The following is a 15,506-nucleotide window of genomic DNA, read 5'->3' on the forward strand; positions in this document are numbered from 1 at the left end:
CCGCCTTGGTACGGATCCGTATGCCAGGTGGTGTGAGAGGTCGGCTGAAGAAATAATCTTCAGCCTCCTACTCGATTTACTATCGCATATAGTACATGGTCAAGGTATTCTCCATCCTTTAGTGTATAGGCTTTTAATACCCCTTCTTGCTGCATTCCTATCTTCTGCATAATCTTTCCTGATGATGGATTATGTATAAAGTGAGAAGCAAATATTCTTTTTAGATGCAATGTCTCAAAGCCATAATGAATGAGAGCTTGTGCTGCTTCAGTAATATATCCTTTATTCCAATATTGTTCATCTAACCAATAGCCCATTTCAGCTTTATTATTTGCCTTGTCTATGCCTAAACCGACTCCTCCAATGATCGCAGAGCTACCTTTTAATCGAATAGCAAAGATGTATTTATCTCCAATTTCCAAGCCTTCTAAAGCTAAGTTTACCCAAAAAGTAGCACTTGCCTTTGTATAAGGGTAAGGAATATTGGTTGTATTCTGACTGTATACGGGGTTTTTCATAATCTCTAATAGGCGAGGAATATCCTGTAGATTAGGTTGATTTAGAAGAAGGCGTTCTGTGGTTAATTCTATTGTTTTCATAAGAGTTGTTTTTATAAAAATAGTAAATACTTCCATGTATTCAGTGAATTTATTGTTTGAAATTAATAGTATTTTAGCCCAAAATAAAAAAGATGATAGACTTTGATTTTACATCAAAAGGATTTGAGATAAATGGGCAACTGTATAGCTTTCCGGTAGCAAAAGAAGAAATGTTTACGCTATTTGGAGAGCCAGAGGTATTCACAGGAGAGCACAATGATGTTTATATTTGGCATACAGTAGGATTAAGAGCTTTTTCAAAAGATAGAATTGCTATTAATACCATAGAAGTAACCTATAGAGTAGAAGATTACGCTATAGCTGTGAAATCTGCATTTATAGGTCAATTAAAACTAAATGGGGAATCAGATGTAATGAAGTATTATAACGAACATAAGCAAGAGCGTATAAAACTTTGGGATACAGATGATACAGGTGCTTTTAGATTTAATGATGTGACGGTGTGGTATAATATCAGAAGGGAAGAGTTGTATTCACTTTCTTTACAAGCTTATGAAGAGGTAGAGGAAGAAGAAGTAGCATTACTTCCTATTGATGAAAACTTTGAATATTTAGAGGCGGTATGGTATGAATGGAAAAAAACAATAGAACATAGAGTTGGTGCAGATAATAAATACTATAACCCTACTCATGGTATTACTCAAGAACAATTAGACACTGTTGTAGAGCAATTAGACGAAGTAGAATTGCCAGCTATTTTGGTTAATTTCTATAAGATAGTGAATGTGAAGTGGAATGCTGTTACTTCAGCACTAAGTTTGCATGCCAACGGATGGGATTATGACTTATTGCCTTTTGAGAAGATAGCAGATGAGTGGGAAGGTATCAATGAGTTGTTCGATGATGAGGAGGTAGATGAAGATACAATAGCTGATTATGATACCCGACTTAAGTGTACAGGATATGCTAATCCCAAGTGGATTCCTTTTGCAGAAGGGAAGAATGGAGATTATCTATTGATAGATACTGATCCAAGTGATACAGGGACGTATGGACAAATTATAGAATTACAAAATGAGTCTTGGAGTAGAACAGTAATTGCTTTCTGCCTAGAGGAATTGATCTATAGAGAGATAGAATCTTTAGAAGGAGAAATAACAGAACATCAACAATTTATAATAGATAACGGAACATTCTAATGAAATATATATGTGCAGATTGTGGGCAAGAACACGAGGATTGGCCTGCATTAGTATTTAAAGCTCCTGATCCTTACTTAGCACTGTCTGAGGAAGAAAGAGAACACGCAGATTTAACGAGCGAAGTATGTAGTATAGATGAAGGAGATGAGACACATTGGTATCTAAGAGGAGTGTTGACTCAGTATGTCTATGATGCCTGCCAATACTTGGATTACGGGGTTTGGGTTAGTCTTAGTGAGGCGAGTATGAAAGACTATTATGAGCACTATGAGGATAAAGAGTACAAGACTACTTACTTTGGTTGGTTAGTGACTAATTTACCTAATTACCCTCCTAATACTTCTTTTGCTTTACCTACCAATGTTGAGGTAGATAATAGTAAAGGAATTCCAACTATCTTACCTCATAAAAAAGGAGATTCAGTATTTATAAAAGACTTTTATGATGGAATTTCGACAGAGGAAGCTTTGAAGAGAATCGAGGCTTTAGTAAAATAGAGATGGGATTTAAGTATGCCATAATTTAAGATTAGTTTTGCTGTATGATGCTAGCAGATTCCTTGAGGTATTCTTGCACTATTCTTCGACAAAAAGGTGCTTTGGGCTAGGAAAGTCCTAGGAAAGTGCAAGCAATGTGCGCCAAAGTGCAAGGAAGACAGCGATTAGACTTTGTTCAAGGGATATAAAGTACCTCTCAATAAGGCAAACTAGAATAAATTGGATAGAGATAGAAAAGAATGAGTAGTAAAGGACAACAATTAGCAATAGATTATAAACAGACAGAATGGAAGACACCTGATGTTTATAATCAATTAAGGGGATTAATGAAGGATGAAGCAGAAATATATGCTTTCTGCTTAGAGTTTCTGATGAATATCGAGAAGGATTCAACGCTTTTTCACAGTGCACTAAGTTATGTTAATGAGAAAGACTTTAGCCAATTAGTTAAAATAGCAATTGATATTTTAAAAGAAAAAGAGAGTGCCGTAGCAGAGAGTGTTATAGAGTATGCAGGTATTCAGTTACCGCATATATTACATCCTTATCTCGATGATTTATTAGTCTTAAATCCTAATGGGGATAGCTATTTTGCAGACTATCATTGGAGAAATTGTACTTCTGCTCAATTACAACCTTATTTAGCTCAATTCTTAGCATCAAATACCGATTTAGAAACTAAGATTAAGTTGTTTAATTGTTTAGTCGAATCTAGAGATATCGTTGCTATAGAAAGCCTTATTCCACATGCGTTAGAATTAGAATTGAGCACTTATGTGAGTTCAGCAGATTATATCGATGGATATTTAGAGGGTGTGGGATTGTGTAGAGAAAACGGAAAGGTAAAAAGATACTGTTCAGATCAAACGTATCATATTTTATTTGAACCAAAGTATTTAAACAAGCCAAGTGCAGTACATTTAAACCGCACAGATCACCCAACGTGGAATGGTGTACCATTAACAAATAAGTATAAAGTAGGTGGGTATCTAGCGGAAGATGAGAATAACCCCTTTATGCATATCATTACATTACACCCTATTCCTGAAGGATTGCCAATAAGTTTATCTCAACTAGTGTTAGGATGTCATTTACGTGAATTAAATGAAAATGGTATTGTCTTTTATCAACATGATGAACAAGGGATTCCTCATAAAATAGGAGAGCCAATGGTGATAGAATGGGTAGAAGAGCATGCTATGGTTCCTACAGAAGTAAGCATCGTACCTACGGATTCTCGTTGGGCATTTCAGTCATGGGCAAGCGCTAATAGTAGAGAGAATTTGTTTAGAATAGGAGGAGAACCTTCTTGGATACAGAATGGAGAGGTTTTGACTTGTCCTATTAGCGGAGAGAAGATGCAGTTTATTATGCAGTTAGACTCAGAAGTTCCCGATGTAGAGGGAGGTGAAGTGTATTATGGTAGTGGTGGACTATGTTATATCTTCTGGTGTGATAAGACTAGAGTAAGTGGATACATTATGCAACATACCTAAATATCAGTAACTCATATTGACGTTTCAGAAGCTAATTTGTATGTTTTGATTAATTATTATCCTTGTTATGTGTTTTTTATAATTAATCTTGTGTATATATTTAAAAATACATGACATTATTATTAGTTTATTTGTTTCTAGCTTTAGCTGTATCTTTTATCTGTTCTATCGCAGAAGCAAGCTTGCTTTCTTTATCCCCTTCTTTTTTAAAGTCAAAGGCAGAAGCTGGAGATAAGAAAGCCTTAAAAATGATAAACCTGAAAGAGGATATTGACAGGCCGTTATCGGCTATTTTGTCTCTTAATACAGTTGCTCATACAGTTGGAGCTGCAGGAGTTGGAGCACAAGCAACAGTTGTTTTTGGCGAGGCATATTTCGGAGTAGTATCAGCTGTATTGACTTTATTAATCTTAGTCTTAACAGAGATTATACCGAAGACTTTAGGAGCGAATTATGCTAAGGATATTTATGGTTCTATGGCAAGTGTTATTTCTGCTATGGTTGTTGTAAGTTATCCATTAGTGGTTATGTCATCTTTCTTGACAAAGAGGTTGAGCAAGAAGAATGCAGAGTCTTCTACCAGTAGAGAAGAGATTGCAACTCTAGCAAGTATTGGAGAGCAAGAAGGTATCTTAGGTGTTAAAGAGAACAAGATTATTCAAAACGTATTTAAGTTAAACGAAGTACGTATAGACGAAATTCACACACCACGTATTATGTTGGTTAGTGCAGATGAAGAAATGACTTTAAGAGAGTTCCTGAAGAATAAAGAATTTCTACATTTCTCTAGAATCCCTGTGTATAGTGATACGAAAGACAATATTACAGGATATGTGCTAAGAGAAGTTGCGTTCGAGTATTTAGCAGAAGATAGATTTGATATTCAATTAAAGGATATAAAGAGAAATATTCTATTTGTGTCTGAAAAACTGAATGTGATTACGACTTGGAATAAGATGAAGGAGAAGCATGAGCATATCGCTATTGTGGTGAATGAGTATGGTGAAGTAGATGGTTTAGTCACTATGGAAGACATTATCGAGACTCTACTTGGTTTTGAGATTATTGATGAGAAAGATAAGATTGTTGACTTAAGACAATATGCAGAAGAAAGATGGCAAAATAGACAAAAGAAATATGCTTATTTGGCTGATGAAGACGGTATAAAATAAGTTTACAGAGTTTAAAAAACAAAGAACTCCATCGCTTTTAGTGATGGAGTTCTTTGTTTTTTGCGTAAATAGGAGTGTTTTAAAAAATATTTTTAATGTTGCTTATCCCTTGTATTTGTTGGGATTAAGAGTGCTTTAATAAAGGCGTTTGAAATAAATATTTGAATTTCTTTAACTTTTTATTGGTTTGTTTCAAAATGGTTTTGGTATCTTAGCCATATCAATGAACGCGAATTTTAGAACATATAATCCTGTTTTAAACACTACTATCTTAAGTGGTGCAACTTCTCGTGTTTCTAACGTTACTACTTCGACAGTAACTACTATTACGTTGACATCTTCGTCATCGTCATCTATCTCAACCCTGTAAAGGGGGAATTTATTACATATAACCATCGTCTGTGGTCGTTTATTTATTAACGGCTGTATTTTATATTATCCAAAGCGAGTAATATCAATTAGTTACTTGCTTTGGGAGAAAACCAAATCAATGAAATTTTATGAAAGTAATAAAGTTTGGCGGGTCATCAGTGGCTAATGCCGTGAATATAAAGAGATGTATAGATATCATCAATAAGATAGAAGAGCCTGTTATAGTAGTAGTATCTGCGCTGAGTGGAGTGACTGATCTACTACAGCTGGCGGCAGTACAAGCGGCAGCACATAACGAAGAATATATAGATCAATTTAAAGATATTAGTCATCGTCATTTAGAAGTTGTCAGAGCATTAATACCTGTGAATGATCAGGCTGGGATATTGAGCAGTGTGATTAGAGAACTGAATGAATTGGAAGTATTGTTACAAGGGTGTTTCTTGTTAAGAGAGTTATCTCCTCGCATTAAGGATTTGATTATGTCTTATGGTGAACGCCTTTCTTCTTATGTGATCGCTGAGGTTATGAAGGCACAGGGACAAGATTGCCGTCATGGATATAGTGGAGATTTTATCAAGACAAATGACAAGTTTGGTAAAGCTGCTGTAAACTTTGAAGTAACTGATCAGTTGATCGTTGATTACTTTAAGAAACATAAATGTGCAGTAACTATCGTACCAGGATTTATAGCAGAGTCAGAAGCAAATGAAGTGACAACATTAGGTCGTGGAGGATCTGACTATACTGCGGCTATTATCGCAGCTGCTCTTAACTTAAAAGAACTAGAGATCTGGACTGATGTAAGTGGTATATATACAGCTAACCCAAGAGTGGTAAAACAAGCAAAAATAGTAAAACACATCAACTTCCAAGAAGCGATGGAGCTTTCTCACTTCGGAGCAAAAGTATTGTATCCATCTGCTTTGGCGCCTATTTTACTTAAAGGAATCTCGTTGATTGTCAAAAATACTTTTGAGCCAGATGCAGAGGGAAGCCTAGTCAGTGCTGTAGGAAGTACAGACCCTAATCCTGTAAGAGGAATTACAAATATTGACAATCTAGCATTGTTGACATTAGAAGGTCCAGGGATGGTAGGTGTAGCAGGTATTTCTAAACGACTGTTTGAAGTATTGTCTTTAGAGGATATCAATGTGATATTTATTACTCAAGCTTCTTCAGAGCACTCTATCTGTTTCGCAATTATTGCTCCAGATGCAGAAAGAGCAGAACAAGTGATTAATAGTGCTTTTGAGTTTGAAATACAAAACAAAAAAGTAAAACCAGTTCGCGTAGAATTAGGGATGTCTATTATCGCTGCAGTAGGAGATTATATCAAAGGACATCAAGGAGTCAGTGGTAAAATGTTTAGTGCGTTAGGCCGTAACAATATTAATATCTGTGCTATCGCTCAGGGTGCATCAGAGCGTAATATCTCTGCTGTAATTTTAGAGAAAGATGTCAAGAAAGCATTGAATGTACTACATGAAGCTTTCTTTGAAGAGGTGGTGGTTCAGTTGAACTTATTTGTTATGGGAATAGGAAATGTAGGAGGGAAGTTCTTAGAGCAAATCGTGCAACAACACAATTATTTAAGAGAGCATCTGAAAGTAAATGTTAGAGTGGTAGGAATAGCTAATTCTAAATTGATGTGTTTTAATGTAGAGGGATTTGATTTGGCTGAGGTAAAAGATTTGTCTAATTGTGGAGTACCTATGACTCAAAAAGGTTTCTTAGATAAGATCAAAGAACTGAATTTGCGCAATAGTATTTTCGTAGACAATACAGCTACTGTTGATGTAGCCATGACTTATGCATCATATTTAAAGAATAGTATTGCTGTAGTGACTTGTAATAAGATAGCTTGTTCTTCTACAATGGAATATTATAAAGAGTTAAAAGGTCTATCTAAGAAGTACAATGCTCCTTTTTTATACGAAACAAACGTAGGTGCAGGTCTGCCTATTATTGATACAATTAAGAACCTTGTTGCCTCAGGAGATCAAGTAAAAGAGATACAAGCAGTATTAAGTGGTAGTTTGAACTTTATTTTTAATCAATATAACGGAGATAAACCTTTTGCAGAGATAGTAGCTCTAGCTAAGAAAGAAGGGTATACAGAGCCTCATCCATTGATAGATCTGAGTGGTGTAGATGTGAAGAGAAAACTGATGATTCTGATGAGAGAGTGCAATTATTGGGTAGAAGAAGAAGAGGTAGAGGTGGATAGTTTCTTACCAATGTCTTGTATGGAGGCAGAGGATGCAGATGCGTTTATCACAGCTTTAGCTAAGGAAGAAGCTCACTTTAAAACGCTATATGAAGGAGCAAAAGCTAAAGGAGCTTGTCTAAAAGTAGTGGCAACGCTTAAAGACGGTAAGGCTAGTGTAGGTCTGCAAGAGATAATGTCTAATCACCCATTCTATCACTTAGAAGGGAAAGATAATATCGTAATGTTCTATACAAATCGCTATCAAGAACAACCGTTATTAATAAAAGGAGCGGGTGCAGGAGCAGAGGTGACAGCATCAGGAATATTTGCAGATGTAATAAGAATAGGAAGTAAATTGTTATAAAATGAAAGAAATAAAGATATTTTGCCCAGCTACAATAGCAAACCTATCATGTGGTTTTGATGTTTTAGGGGTGTGTTTAGACAATGTAGGTGATGAAATGATTATCACTAAGACAGTAGAAAAAGGTGTACGTATCAAAGAGATTATTGGAGCTGATCTACCACTCGAAGTAGAGAAGAATGTGGCAGGTGTTGCCGCTTTAGCTTTAATAGAAAAACTACAACCTGATTTTGGTTTTGAGATTGTGATTCACAAGAATATCAAGGCAGGTAGTGGTATAGGGAGTAGTGCTGCAAGTTCGGCAGGTGCTGTTTATGGTGTCAATGCGTTATGTGGCTATCCATTATCTAATAAAGAATTGATTTATTATGCAATGCAAGGAGAAGCTTTAGCGAGTGGGGCACCTCATGCGGATAATGTAGCTCCAGCGTTATTAGGAGGGTTTGCATTTATTCATAGTTATGAACCGCTTAATATAGTTCATATAGATTCTCCAAAAGAGCTATACGCTACTGTTATTCACCCTCAGATAGAATTGAAAACAAAGGATGCTCGTTCGGTTTTAAAGCAAACAGTTACTTTAAAACAAGCGATTAAACAATGTGGTAATCTAGGTGGTTTAATCTGTGGACTTTATACTTCAGATTACGATTTGATTGGTAATTCATTACACGATGAATTTGTAGAGCCTAAACGTTCACTATTGATACCAAACTATGCAGAGTTAAAACAAGCAGCTTGTGAGCATGGAGCATTAGGAGGAGGAATATCAGGAGCAGGACCTTCTGTGTTTGCATTGAGCAAAGGCAAGGAGAATGCAGAGCGTGTAGCAGCAGCAATGCGTCAAGTAGTAAAGGATGCAGGGTATGAGTTTGATATTCATGTATCGCCTATTAATTCACAAGGTATAAAAGTATTGTAATGAAGTATTATAGTTTAAATAACCCTCAGCGAGTAGCCTCATTTAAAGAAGCTGCAATACAAGGTATTGCCGAGGATAAAGGATTGTATTTTCCACAAGAAATACCTCAGTTAGCTCTTTCGTTTTTTGAAGGTATTCAAGCGATGAGTAAGGAAGAGATTGCATACCAGGTTATCGCTCCTTTTGTAGGAAAAGAGATAACAGAAGAAGAGCTAAGAACGATTGTAAGAGAAACGTTAGCATTTGACTTTCCTGTAGTGTCGATTGATCAAGATGTTTATACATTAGAGTTATTTCATGGACCTACTTTAGCCTTTAAAGATGTAGGAGCAGGATTTATGTCTAGATGTCTGAGAAGCTTTGTCAAAGGAGAGAAAGAGAAAATTACTATTCTAGTAGCTACTTCAGGAGATACAGGAGGGGCAGTAGCTCATGGATTCTATGATGTAGAGGGGATTGAGGTTGTTATCTTATATCCAAAAGGGAAAGTGAGTAGCATCCAGGAGAAGCAATTAACTGCGCTAGGTAAGAATATTAGAGCAATAGAAGTAGAAGGAAGCTTTGATGATTGTCAGGCGATGGTGAAGAGAGCATTTTTAGATGAAGAGTTGAAATCTTGTCGTTTGACATCAGCGAATTCAATTAATGTAGCTCGTTGGTTATCTCAGATGTTCTATTATTTCTTGATGTATAAAGAATTACAACATTTAAAAAAACCATTGGTTGTATCTGTACCTAGTGGAAACTTTGGTAATATATGTGCAGGGATGCTAGCTCAAAAGATGGGATTGCCTATTGCTCATTTTATTGCAGCTACTAATGCAAATGATACAATACCAAGATTCTTTTCTTCTAAAGCCTATACGCCAAAACAAACAGTAGAGACAATCTCTAATGCGATGGATGTAAGTGATCCGAGCAACTTCGTGCGTATATTAGAATTGTTTGCTAAAGATGCGAAGGAGTTGAGTAAAGATCTGTCAGCCTATTCTTTTACAGATAAGGTTACATTAGCCCTAATAAAAGAACAATATGCTAAGAATGGGTATCTACTGGATCCTCATGGAGCGGTTGGTTATCTAGGAATCAAAGAATACGCTAAAGAGCATCAAAACTTTACAGGTGTATTTTTAGGAACAGCACATCCTGTTAAGTTTCCAGAGTGTATAGAGCAATTATTAGAAATAGAGATTCCTATACCTGATAGATTGGAAGAGATTATGAAAGGAGAAAAGAAAAGTACTGTTCTCACTTCTTATGAGGAGTTGAAAGAAGAACTTTTAAAATAAAGAAAAAGGATTGTTCTGATTGTGATTAGAACAATCCTTTTTCTTTATTTCTATTTATCTTTGTAATTCAAAACTCACAAAACAATGATTAAAGTAGTACCCTTAAAAGAAGGTGATTTTTATGAAGATGAGGTAAAGAACTTTTTACCTATAGGAGATAAGGTATTGACCACAGAAATACAATTAGCAGTACAACCTTTTTTGATCATAACAGATAATCATAAAACATTATTAGATGTAGGTTTAGGATATCAAGAAAATGGTGTTTACAAAATAGACGAATTATTGGCCAAAGAAGGATTAACTCCTTTGGATATAGATAGAGTGTTGATGTCACACTTGCACAAAGATCATATCAACGGTTTGGTTGAAGAAACAGAAGAAGGATATATAGGACGCTATCCTAATGCTCAAATATACATTCAACGTAGAGAAGTTGCTTTTGCAGAGTTGTCTATGGATGATATTTCATTTGATTATGATATACTAGAAGAGGCATTAGCTCTGCCTAATATCATATGGATGAATGATGATCAGGGAAGTATTGATGATCAGATTACTTATCAGGTGGTAGGAGGGCATACGCCATATATGCAGGTATTTTGGATTAAAGATGAAGAGCAAATCATATTTTATGGTGCAGATAATCTACCAAAGCATAGTTATTTAGAATTTAATATGGCTTTTAAGAGTGACTATGATGGCAAGTTAGCGATGAAGTGGCGTACAGAATGGAAGGTACAGGCTGAGGCAGAGCATTGGACAGTGTTGTTCTATCACGATATGGAACGAGCGGTGTATACTTGTGAGTAAACTAAAAAAAGATACGTTAATTAGTTGTATATTAGATACTCTCAATCTTTAATATGAGTGTCTATGAGTAAAAGAGATTTGTTTACAGCGTTAGTGAAGTTATTAGGGTTTTACTTTTTTCTTAGCTATTTTTTGTCTCTATTAAGTAGTTTGTACTATTTGATTACTGTAAAGGAAAATACCTTTGGTGATTTACTGTCAGATATAGCTCAACATATCTTTTTGTTGGTAGTATTTACTCTGTTAATGTTATATGGAGGTATCCACCCAAGCAAGTACATCTTGTAGGATATAAATATTATTCTACAGTATCAACGATAAGTTTCTTGCAATTATGCGGATATAAGTCTGTAATATTCTTATGGTTGATGGATTGTATATTTTCAAGGACGTATTTTAACCACTGATACGGGTTAACGTCATGCTTTTTACAGTTAGCAAAAAACGTATAGACCATCGCTGCTCTTTGTGCCGCATCGTGAGATCCAGCAAAGAGATAGTTTTTACGGCCCAATGCTACCGGTCTGATTGCGTTTTCAACTAGGTTGTTGTCTATTTGAAGATTCCCATCATATAAATACGCACTTAGGTTATCCCATCTAGTTTGGGAGTAAGCAAAGGCTTTTCCTATTTGACTTTTAGGCAAAGTAAGTTTCATCTGAGCAAACATATATTTACCAAGTTCGTTGATGATGGGTAAACTCTCTTTCAGACGAAGTTCTTTAATTTGCTCTGGCGTTAAGTTTTGTTCTTTCGCTTTTCGTTCTACAGCATATAGTTTTTGTATTTGTACCAGTACATGCTGTGCTTTTGTTTTGTCATTGTCTAAAGCACGTTCAAACTCACGACGAGCATGCGCCCAACAGCCAAGATGCGTCACCTCAGACTTTTGCCCATAGGCTTTGTATCCGCTATAACCGTCGGTTTGCAGGTATCCTTTAAAGTTTTCTAATACAGGGAGTGCAGCACTACTGCTACGCGTAGGACTGTAAGTAAACATCACTAGCTTGGATATAGGAGCGTGATAGACCCAGTAATACCCTAGATGAGATTTGTCTTTCTTTTTCTCATCCAAAACCTTGATAGTGGTTTCATCTACTTGAAGGTACCCTTGGTTTTTGATATCCATCAACAACCTTTCATATAGTGGTTTTAAAGCATCCATCCCTTGAGCGGCCCACCCCTCTATAGTAGAGGAAGCGATATCTATGCCTTCTCTTGAAAAAATCTGTTTTTGACGGTATAAGGGCAGGTGATCCATATACTTAAAAACAAGGAGTATAGCTAAGAGCCTATTAGATGGTATGCCTTTTTCGATAATCCGCTCTGGAAGTAATCCAATACTAATTTGCGTATCGTCTTTGTCTTTGGTTGCGTATTTATATCGGATGTAACGTTTAATTTTAAAGTAACCTGGAACGTAGTCTAGTACATCTGTCGTTTCTTTTCCAATGCAGACCTTATCAGATAAATCCCCCTCTGGAAGGATTTCTATTTCTTCTACAGGTAAATGATTGGGTAGTTTCGCTCGTCCTGGGTGTTTTTTCTTTTCACGAGAGTAGGTAATCTCTTGTTTGATTACTTCTTCTTGTTCTTGCACAACCTCAGGTTCAACATCCAAAGGTAACGCTGTTTGATTAGGATCTTCAAAACGCTCTCGCTTTTGCCCAAATTGCATGCGACGGAGAAGATCAACTAAGCGTTGAAGTTCAATCGTTTTTTCTTCAAGTTCGGCTGATTTTCCCTTCTCTTTCTTGAGTTCAGATTCGATTTTAATATTTGCCTTTTCTTGTTTGGAAATAGTTTTGGACTGCTGTTTTATAAGCGCCAAAAGTTCTTGTTTTGATAAGTTTTCTAAGTCTATTCCCATGACGGAAATATACGCCAAAAGCCTTGGTTATACAAGGTTTTTAGTGCATTTACTTTAATAAAAAACGCCTTTTTTGACTGCTTTTGATAACCTGGATTCCCTCTATCATTAATACCAAATCGCTCCAACTGATTTGAGTGCGATTATGGATAGGAAAAGCAAAAGTTCCTTGTTCTAATCGTTTGTGATATAACACAAATCCACCCGTTTCCCAGTGTAAAAGCTTCATTTGATTGCCTCGGCGATTGATAAAGACATACACGCTTCCATTGTGAGCGACTTGATTGAGTTCGTTTTGAACAATGCCACACAAGCTATCAAAACTCTTGCGCATATCACAAGCTGATTTATACAAATAGAACTGGTGGGAACTACTTAAACTAAACATTATCCAAGCTGTAATAAAGAATATAACTCACTTAAGTTTTCCGTGTGAACGCGAAGCTTAACTCCATTGGGATAAATAATCTCGTATTCTTTTTTGACTAACTGATCTTTACTAATGGCGATAAAACTACTCGAATTATCTTGTTGGTGATGTTTATGATATTTTTGAACCCAATAACTAAAGGTTGGCAATTTTAGTCCTTGCTCTTCACAGTACAAGACCTGTGTTAATCCACTTTGTTTCCATTCCTCTATATGAGAATACATAATTTCTTGTTTGTTCATCTCTTTAGTATTTGAGACAAACTTACTATCTTACGGTAGGTTGTGAAAGATGCAGTTGCTCGGGTGGATACATATGGAGATAAGATAGTTAGTCTTTTCCGTTTGAGTAAAGGTTATGAGACTGATAATATTGCCGTAGGTAGCGTGACTGCTGTTGATATTGTTAAGGTGGGGATATTTATTATTGGAGGAATACTCATTGTGAATAATCTTCCATATGCAATATCGTGGATTATACAGCGATTTACTGTAGCAATCAGAAATGAGAATATGCCTACCTATGAGAAATATGGGGCTTTTAGAGCTTTTGCTAATTTAGTGTTAGGATTCTTAATGATAACCAATTTTGGTAGGATAGCCAAGTGGTTTGTCAAATGGAGTAAAGAGGAATAAATTATAAAGAACCTTCTGATCATAATAAGATTAGAAGGTTTTTTTATGTAACCTAAAGTGAGTATTATAACTTTAACTATTCTATTTTTTATTTAGTATATCAAAGGATGTTTTGAATTATATAATTTCTAATTCCATAGTTTTTATTTTTAATTATTCTTTATTGTGTGTTTTTTATATTTAGTTTAAGCTTATTTTAATTAGTTATTTAGAATTATTCTTGTTAGTGAAATAAATAAGTCTACATTTGTTATTATTTAAAATAATTATAAATAACAAGTGAATAGGCTTAGTAAAGTAACCTTATTGATGGCTCTTGCCAGTACCTCATTAACTTTGGGGCAAATAAAGAAGAACATCGTTATTACCAATAACAGTAATCAGTTGGTAAAGAATGCTGTCGTAATAGTAAACGATCAACAACTGATAACAGATGCGGAGGGTAAGGTTCAGTTTGACCTAAAACCTGCGTCGTCTTATGTAATTCAAGTATTTGCTGAACGCTATCAAAGTGTGAATCAGACATTCGATACTGTGGATTTGATACGCAATTCATTTGTTTTAGAAGAAGACCACACCATCTTATCAGATATTATTGTTCAAACTAAAGATGAACAACAAAATAGTAATCGCAATATTATTAAGGCAGTTACTATTGATACTAAAAGTGAGATTCTTCGCCCTACCTCTTTAAATGATTTGATGAATAAGACTACTGGAGTACGTATTCGACAAGGAGGAGGCTTAGGTTCAGAGGCTAATATTAATCTGAATGGTTTTCAAGGTAATGCAATACGTTTTTTTAAGGATGGTATTCCCTTAAATTATTTAGGACAAGGGTATAATATTTCTAATGTGCCATTAGATGTATTGGATAAAGTGGAGGTATATAAAGGAATTATCCCTGTGCACTTAGCAAGTGATGCTTTAGGAGGAGCAGTTAATTTAGTTTCTTCTTCTATACAAAGTAATCAATTAAGAGCTTCTGTAGAATACGGATCATTTAATACAATTCGCTCTGCTGTAAGAGGGCATTATAACTTAAATGACAATCTATATGCAGGAGGAGAGGTGTTTTATAATTACTCTGATAATGATTATAAAATTAATACTCCGGATCTTGAACTAGCTCAAACACATTCTAAGGTAAAGTTGTTTCACAATCGATATAAGCACTTCTTTGCTAATGCTTATTTAGGAGCTCATAATCTTTCTTGGGCAGATAAAATTGAACTAGGTATAAGCTATTACAACATCGATAAACAACTTCAAAATAGTCCTACTTCAATGGTTGTACCTTATGGAGGAATTGAAGATAAACAACACAGTGTTATTCCAACATTAAGGTATAAGAAAGCCGTATTCAATGATAAATTATCTATAGATCAATTTCTATCTTATAATGTAGTGAAGTCACAAGCTATTGATACTTTAAAAGGAAGATATAATTGGTTAGGAGAGTTCACTCCACGTGGTTATAGAGGAGAGGGCGATATGCCTATGAATGCTGATATAGATATGACTTTCTTTACTTCAAGAACATTGATAGGTTATTCGATTAATCCTTCACAACAAGTTTGGTTAAACAATACTTATAACCTGAGTTCGATTATAACAAGGCTAATTGATTAGTTATTACTTTCTCATATCTAATGGCAGGTTTCTTAGGCAA

General features: G+C 35.4%; 15 protein-coding genes. 11 read left to right on the top strand and 4 right to left on the bottom strand.

What is annotated here, in order from left to right; translation table 11 throughout:
• Positions 1 to 59: 59 nt before the first annotated feature.
• On the bottom strand, positions 60 to 635 hold the full coding sequence (locus tag HX049_RS17350) for a GNAT family N-acetyltransferase (RefSeq protein ID WP_286417533.1): 576 nt from the start codon (positions 633 to 635) through the stop codon (positions 60 to 62).
• A gap of 56 nt (positions 636 to 691) precedes the next feature.
• On the opposite strand from HX049_RS17350, the gene HX049_RS17355 reads away from it, so the two are divergent.
• The 9 genes from HX049_RS17355 to HX049_RS17395 all read left to right on the top strand — a co-directional run bounded on the left by HX049_RS17355 (position 692) and on the right by HX049_RS17395 (position 11,187).
• Complete coding sequence (locus HX049_RS17355; protein ID WP_286417534.1) at positions 692 to 1,759, top strand: SMI1/KNR4 family protein; 1,068 nt, start codon at positions 692 to 694, stop codon at positions 1,757 to 1,759.
• A complete protein-coding gene (locus tag HX049_RS17360) occupies positions 1,759 to 2,259 on the top strand; it encodes a DUF2199 domain-containing protein (protein WP_286417536.1) in 501 nt (166 codons plus the stop codon). The genes HX049_RS17355 and HX049_RS17360 overlap by 1 nt, the downstream gene beginning before the upstream one ends.
• Positions 2,260 to 2,498: 239 nt before the next feature.
• Positions 2,499 to 3,755, top strand: a complete 1,257-nt coding sequence (locus HX049_RS17365; RefSeq protein WP_286417537.1) for a hypothetical protein — start codon at positions 2,499 to 2,501, stop codon at positions 3,753 to 3,755.
• Between the two features lie 110 nt (positions 3,756 to 3,865).
• Positions 3,866 to 4,927: a CNNM domain-containing protein gene (locus HX049_RS17370; RefSeq protein WP_286417539.1), complete on the top strand. Its 1,062-nt coding sequence runs from the start codon at positions 3,866 to 3,868 to the stop codon at positions 4,925 to 4,927.
• Positions 4,928 to 5,427: 500 nt separating this feature from the next.
• Positions 5,428 to 7,875 carry a bifunctional aspartate kinase/homoserine dehydrogenase I gene (gene thrA, locus HX049_RS17375; RefSeq protein ID WP_286417541.1) on the top strand — a complete coding sequence of 816 codons (2,448 nt, stop codon included), beginning with the start codon at positions 5,428 to 5,430 and terminating at the stop codon, positions 7,873 to 7,875.
• Between the two features lies 1 nt (position 7,876).
• The gene (locus HX049_RS17380) at positions 7,877 to 8,797 is read left to right on the top strand and encodes a homoserine kinase (protein ID WP_286417543.1); all 921 of its coding nucleotides are present in this window, start codon (positions 7,877 to 7,879) and stop codon (positions 8,795 to 8,797) included.
• Positions 8,797 to 10,086, top strand: coding sequence for a threonine synthase (gene thrC / locus HX049_RS17385; RefSeq protein ID WP_286417545.1), 1,290 nt, complete (start codon positions 8,797 to 8,799; stop codon positions 10,084 to 10,086). The genes HX049_RS17380 and thrC overlap by 1 nt, the downstream gene beginning before the upstream one ends.
• Positions 10,087 to 10,170: 84 nt before the next feature.
• Positions 10,171 to 10,899 carry an MBL fold metallo-hydrolase gene (locus HX049_RS17390; protein WP_006259114.1) on the top strand — a complete coding sequence of 243 codons (729 nt, stop codon included), beginning with the start codon at positions 10,171 to 10,173 and terminating at the stop codon, positions 10,897 to 10,899.
• 63 nt (positions 10,900 to 10,962) lie between these two features.
• Positions 10,963 to 11,187: a hypothetical protein gene (locus HX049_RS17395; RefSeq protein WP_286417547.1), complete on the top strand. Its 225-nt coding sequence runs from the start codon at positions 10,963 to 10,965 to the stop codon at positions 11,185 to 11,187.
• Between the two features lie 10 nt (positions 11,188 to 11,197).
• Here HX049_RS17395 and tnpC read toward each other — a convergent pair whose 3' ends face one another.
• The 3 genes from tnpC to tnpA are packed head-to-tail and all read right to left on the bottom strand — an operon-like array spanning position 11,198 to position 13,441.
• Entirely contained in the window at positions 11,198 to 12,769 is a 1,572-nt protein-coding gene (gene tnpC / locus HX049_RS17400; protein ID WP_286417548.1) for an IS66 family transposase, read from the bottom strand.
• Positions 12,770 to 12,818: 49 nt separating this feature from the next.
• On the bottom strand, positions 12,819 to 13,157 hold the full coding sequence (tnpB, locus tag HX049_RS17405; RefSeq protein WP_286417549.1) for an IS66 family insertion sequence element accessory protein TnpB: 339 nt from the start codon (positions 13,155 to 13,157) through the stop codon (positions 12,819 to 12,821).
• Positions 13,157 to 13,441: an IS66 family insertion sequence element accessory protein TnpA gene (tnpA, locus tag HX049_RS17410; protein ID WP_286417551.1), complete on the bottom strand. Its 285-nt coding sequence runs from the start codon at positions 13,439 to 13,441 to the stop codon at positions 13,157 to 13,159. Before tnpA ends, tnpB begins: the two co-directional genes overlap by 1 nt.
• Before the next feature lie 42 nt (positions 13,442 to 13,483).
• Between tnpA and HX049_RS17415 the strand changes: the two genes are divergently transcribed.
• Both HX049_RS17415 and HX049_RS17420 read left to right on the top strand, forming a co-directional pair.
• Positions 13,484 to 13,834, top strand: a complete 351-nt coding sequence (locus HX049_RS17415) for a hypothetical protein (protein WP_286417553.1) — start codon at positions 13,484 to 13,486, stop codon at positions 13,832 to 13,834.
• 309 nt (positions 13,835 to 14,143) lie between these two features.
• Complete coding sequence (locus tag HX049_RS17420) at positions 14,144 to 15,466, top strand: TonB-dependent receptor plug domain-containing protein (RefSeq protein ID WP_286417554.1); 1,323 nt, start codon at positions 14,144 to 14,146, stop codon at positions 15,464 to 15,466.
• Positions 15,467 to 15,506: the final 40 nt, after the last annotated feature.

The organism is Myroides odoratimimus, from assembly GCF_030326305.1.
GTDB classification, from domain to species: Bacteria; Bacteroidota; Bacteroidia; order Flavobacteriales; family Flavobacteriaceae; genus Flavobacterium; species Flavobacterium odoratimimum_A.

What these genes read in the sequence shown, in the direction of transcription:
- HX049_RS17350 (WP_286417533.1), bottom strand. Translation starts at nt 635, where the DNA reads ATGGAAGTATTTACTATTTTTATAAAAACAACTCTTATGAAAACAATA.
- HX049_RS17355 (WP_286417534.1), top strand. Translation starts at nt 692, where the DNA reads ATGATAGACTTTGATTTTACATCAAAAGGATTTGAGATAAATGGGCAA.
- HX049_RS17360 (WP_286417536.1), top strand. Translation starts at nt 1,759, where the DNA reads ATGAAATATATATGTGCAGATTGTGGGCAAGAACACGAGGATTGGCCT.
- HX049_RS17365 (WP_286417537.1), top strand. Translation starts at nt 2,499, where the DNA reads ATGAGTAGTAAAGGACAACAATTAGCAATAGATTATAAACAGACAGAA.
- HX049_RS17370 (WP_286417539.1), top strand. Translation starts at nt 3,866, where the DNA reads ATGACATTATTATTAGTTTATTTGTTTCTAGCTTTAGCTGTATCTTTT.
- thrA (WP_286417541.1), top strand. Translation starts at nt 5,428, where the DNA reads ATGAAAGTAATAAAGTTTGGCGGGTCATCAGTGGCTAATGCCGTGAAT.
- HX049_RS17380 (WP_286417543.1), top strand. Translation starts at nt 7,877, where the DNA reads ATGAAAGAAATAAAGATATTTTGCCCAGCTACAATAGCAAACCTATCA.
- thrC (WP_286417545.1), top strand. Translation starts at nt 8,797, where the DNA reads ATGAAGTATTATAGTTTAAATAACCCTCAGCGAGTAGCCTCATTTAAA.
- HX049_RS17390 (WP_006259114.1), top strand. Translation starts at nt 10,171, where the DNA reads ATGATTAAAGTAGTACCCTTAAAAGAAGGTGATTTTTATGAAGATGAG.
- HX049_RS17395 (WP_286417547.1), top strand. Translation starts at nt 10,963, where the DNA reads ATGAGTAAAAGAGATTTGTTTACAGCGTTAGTGAAGTTATTAGGGTTT.
- tnpC (WP_286417548.1), bottom strand. Translation starts at nt 12,769, where the DNA reads ATGGGAATAGACTTAGAAAACTTATCAAAACAAGAACTTTTGGCGCTT.
- tnpB (WP_286417549.1), bottom strand. Translation starts at nt 13,157, where the DNA reads ATGTTTAGTTTAAGTAGTTCCCACCAGTTCTATTTGTATAAATCAGCT.
- tnpA (WP_286417551.1), bottom strand. Translation starts at nt 13,441, where the DNA reads ATGAACAAACAAGAAATTATGTATTCTCATATAGAGGAATGGAAACAA.
- HX049_RS17420 (WP_286417554.1), top strand. Translation starts at nt 14,144, where the DNA reads ATGGCTCTTGCCAGTACCTCATTAACTTTGGGGCAAATAAAGAAGAAC.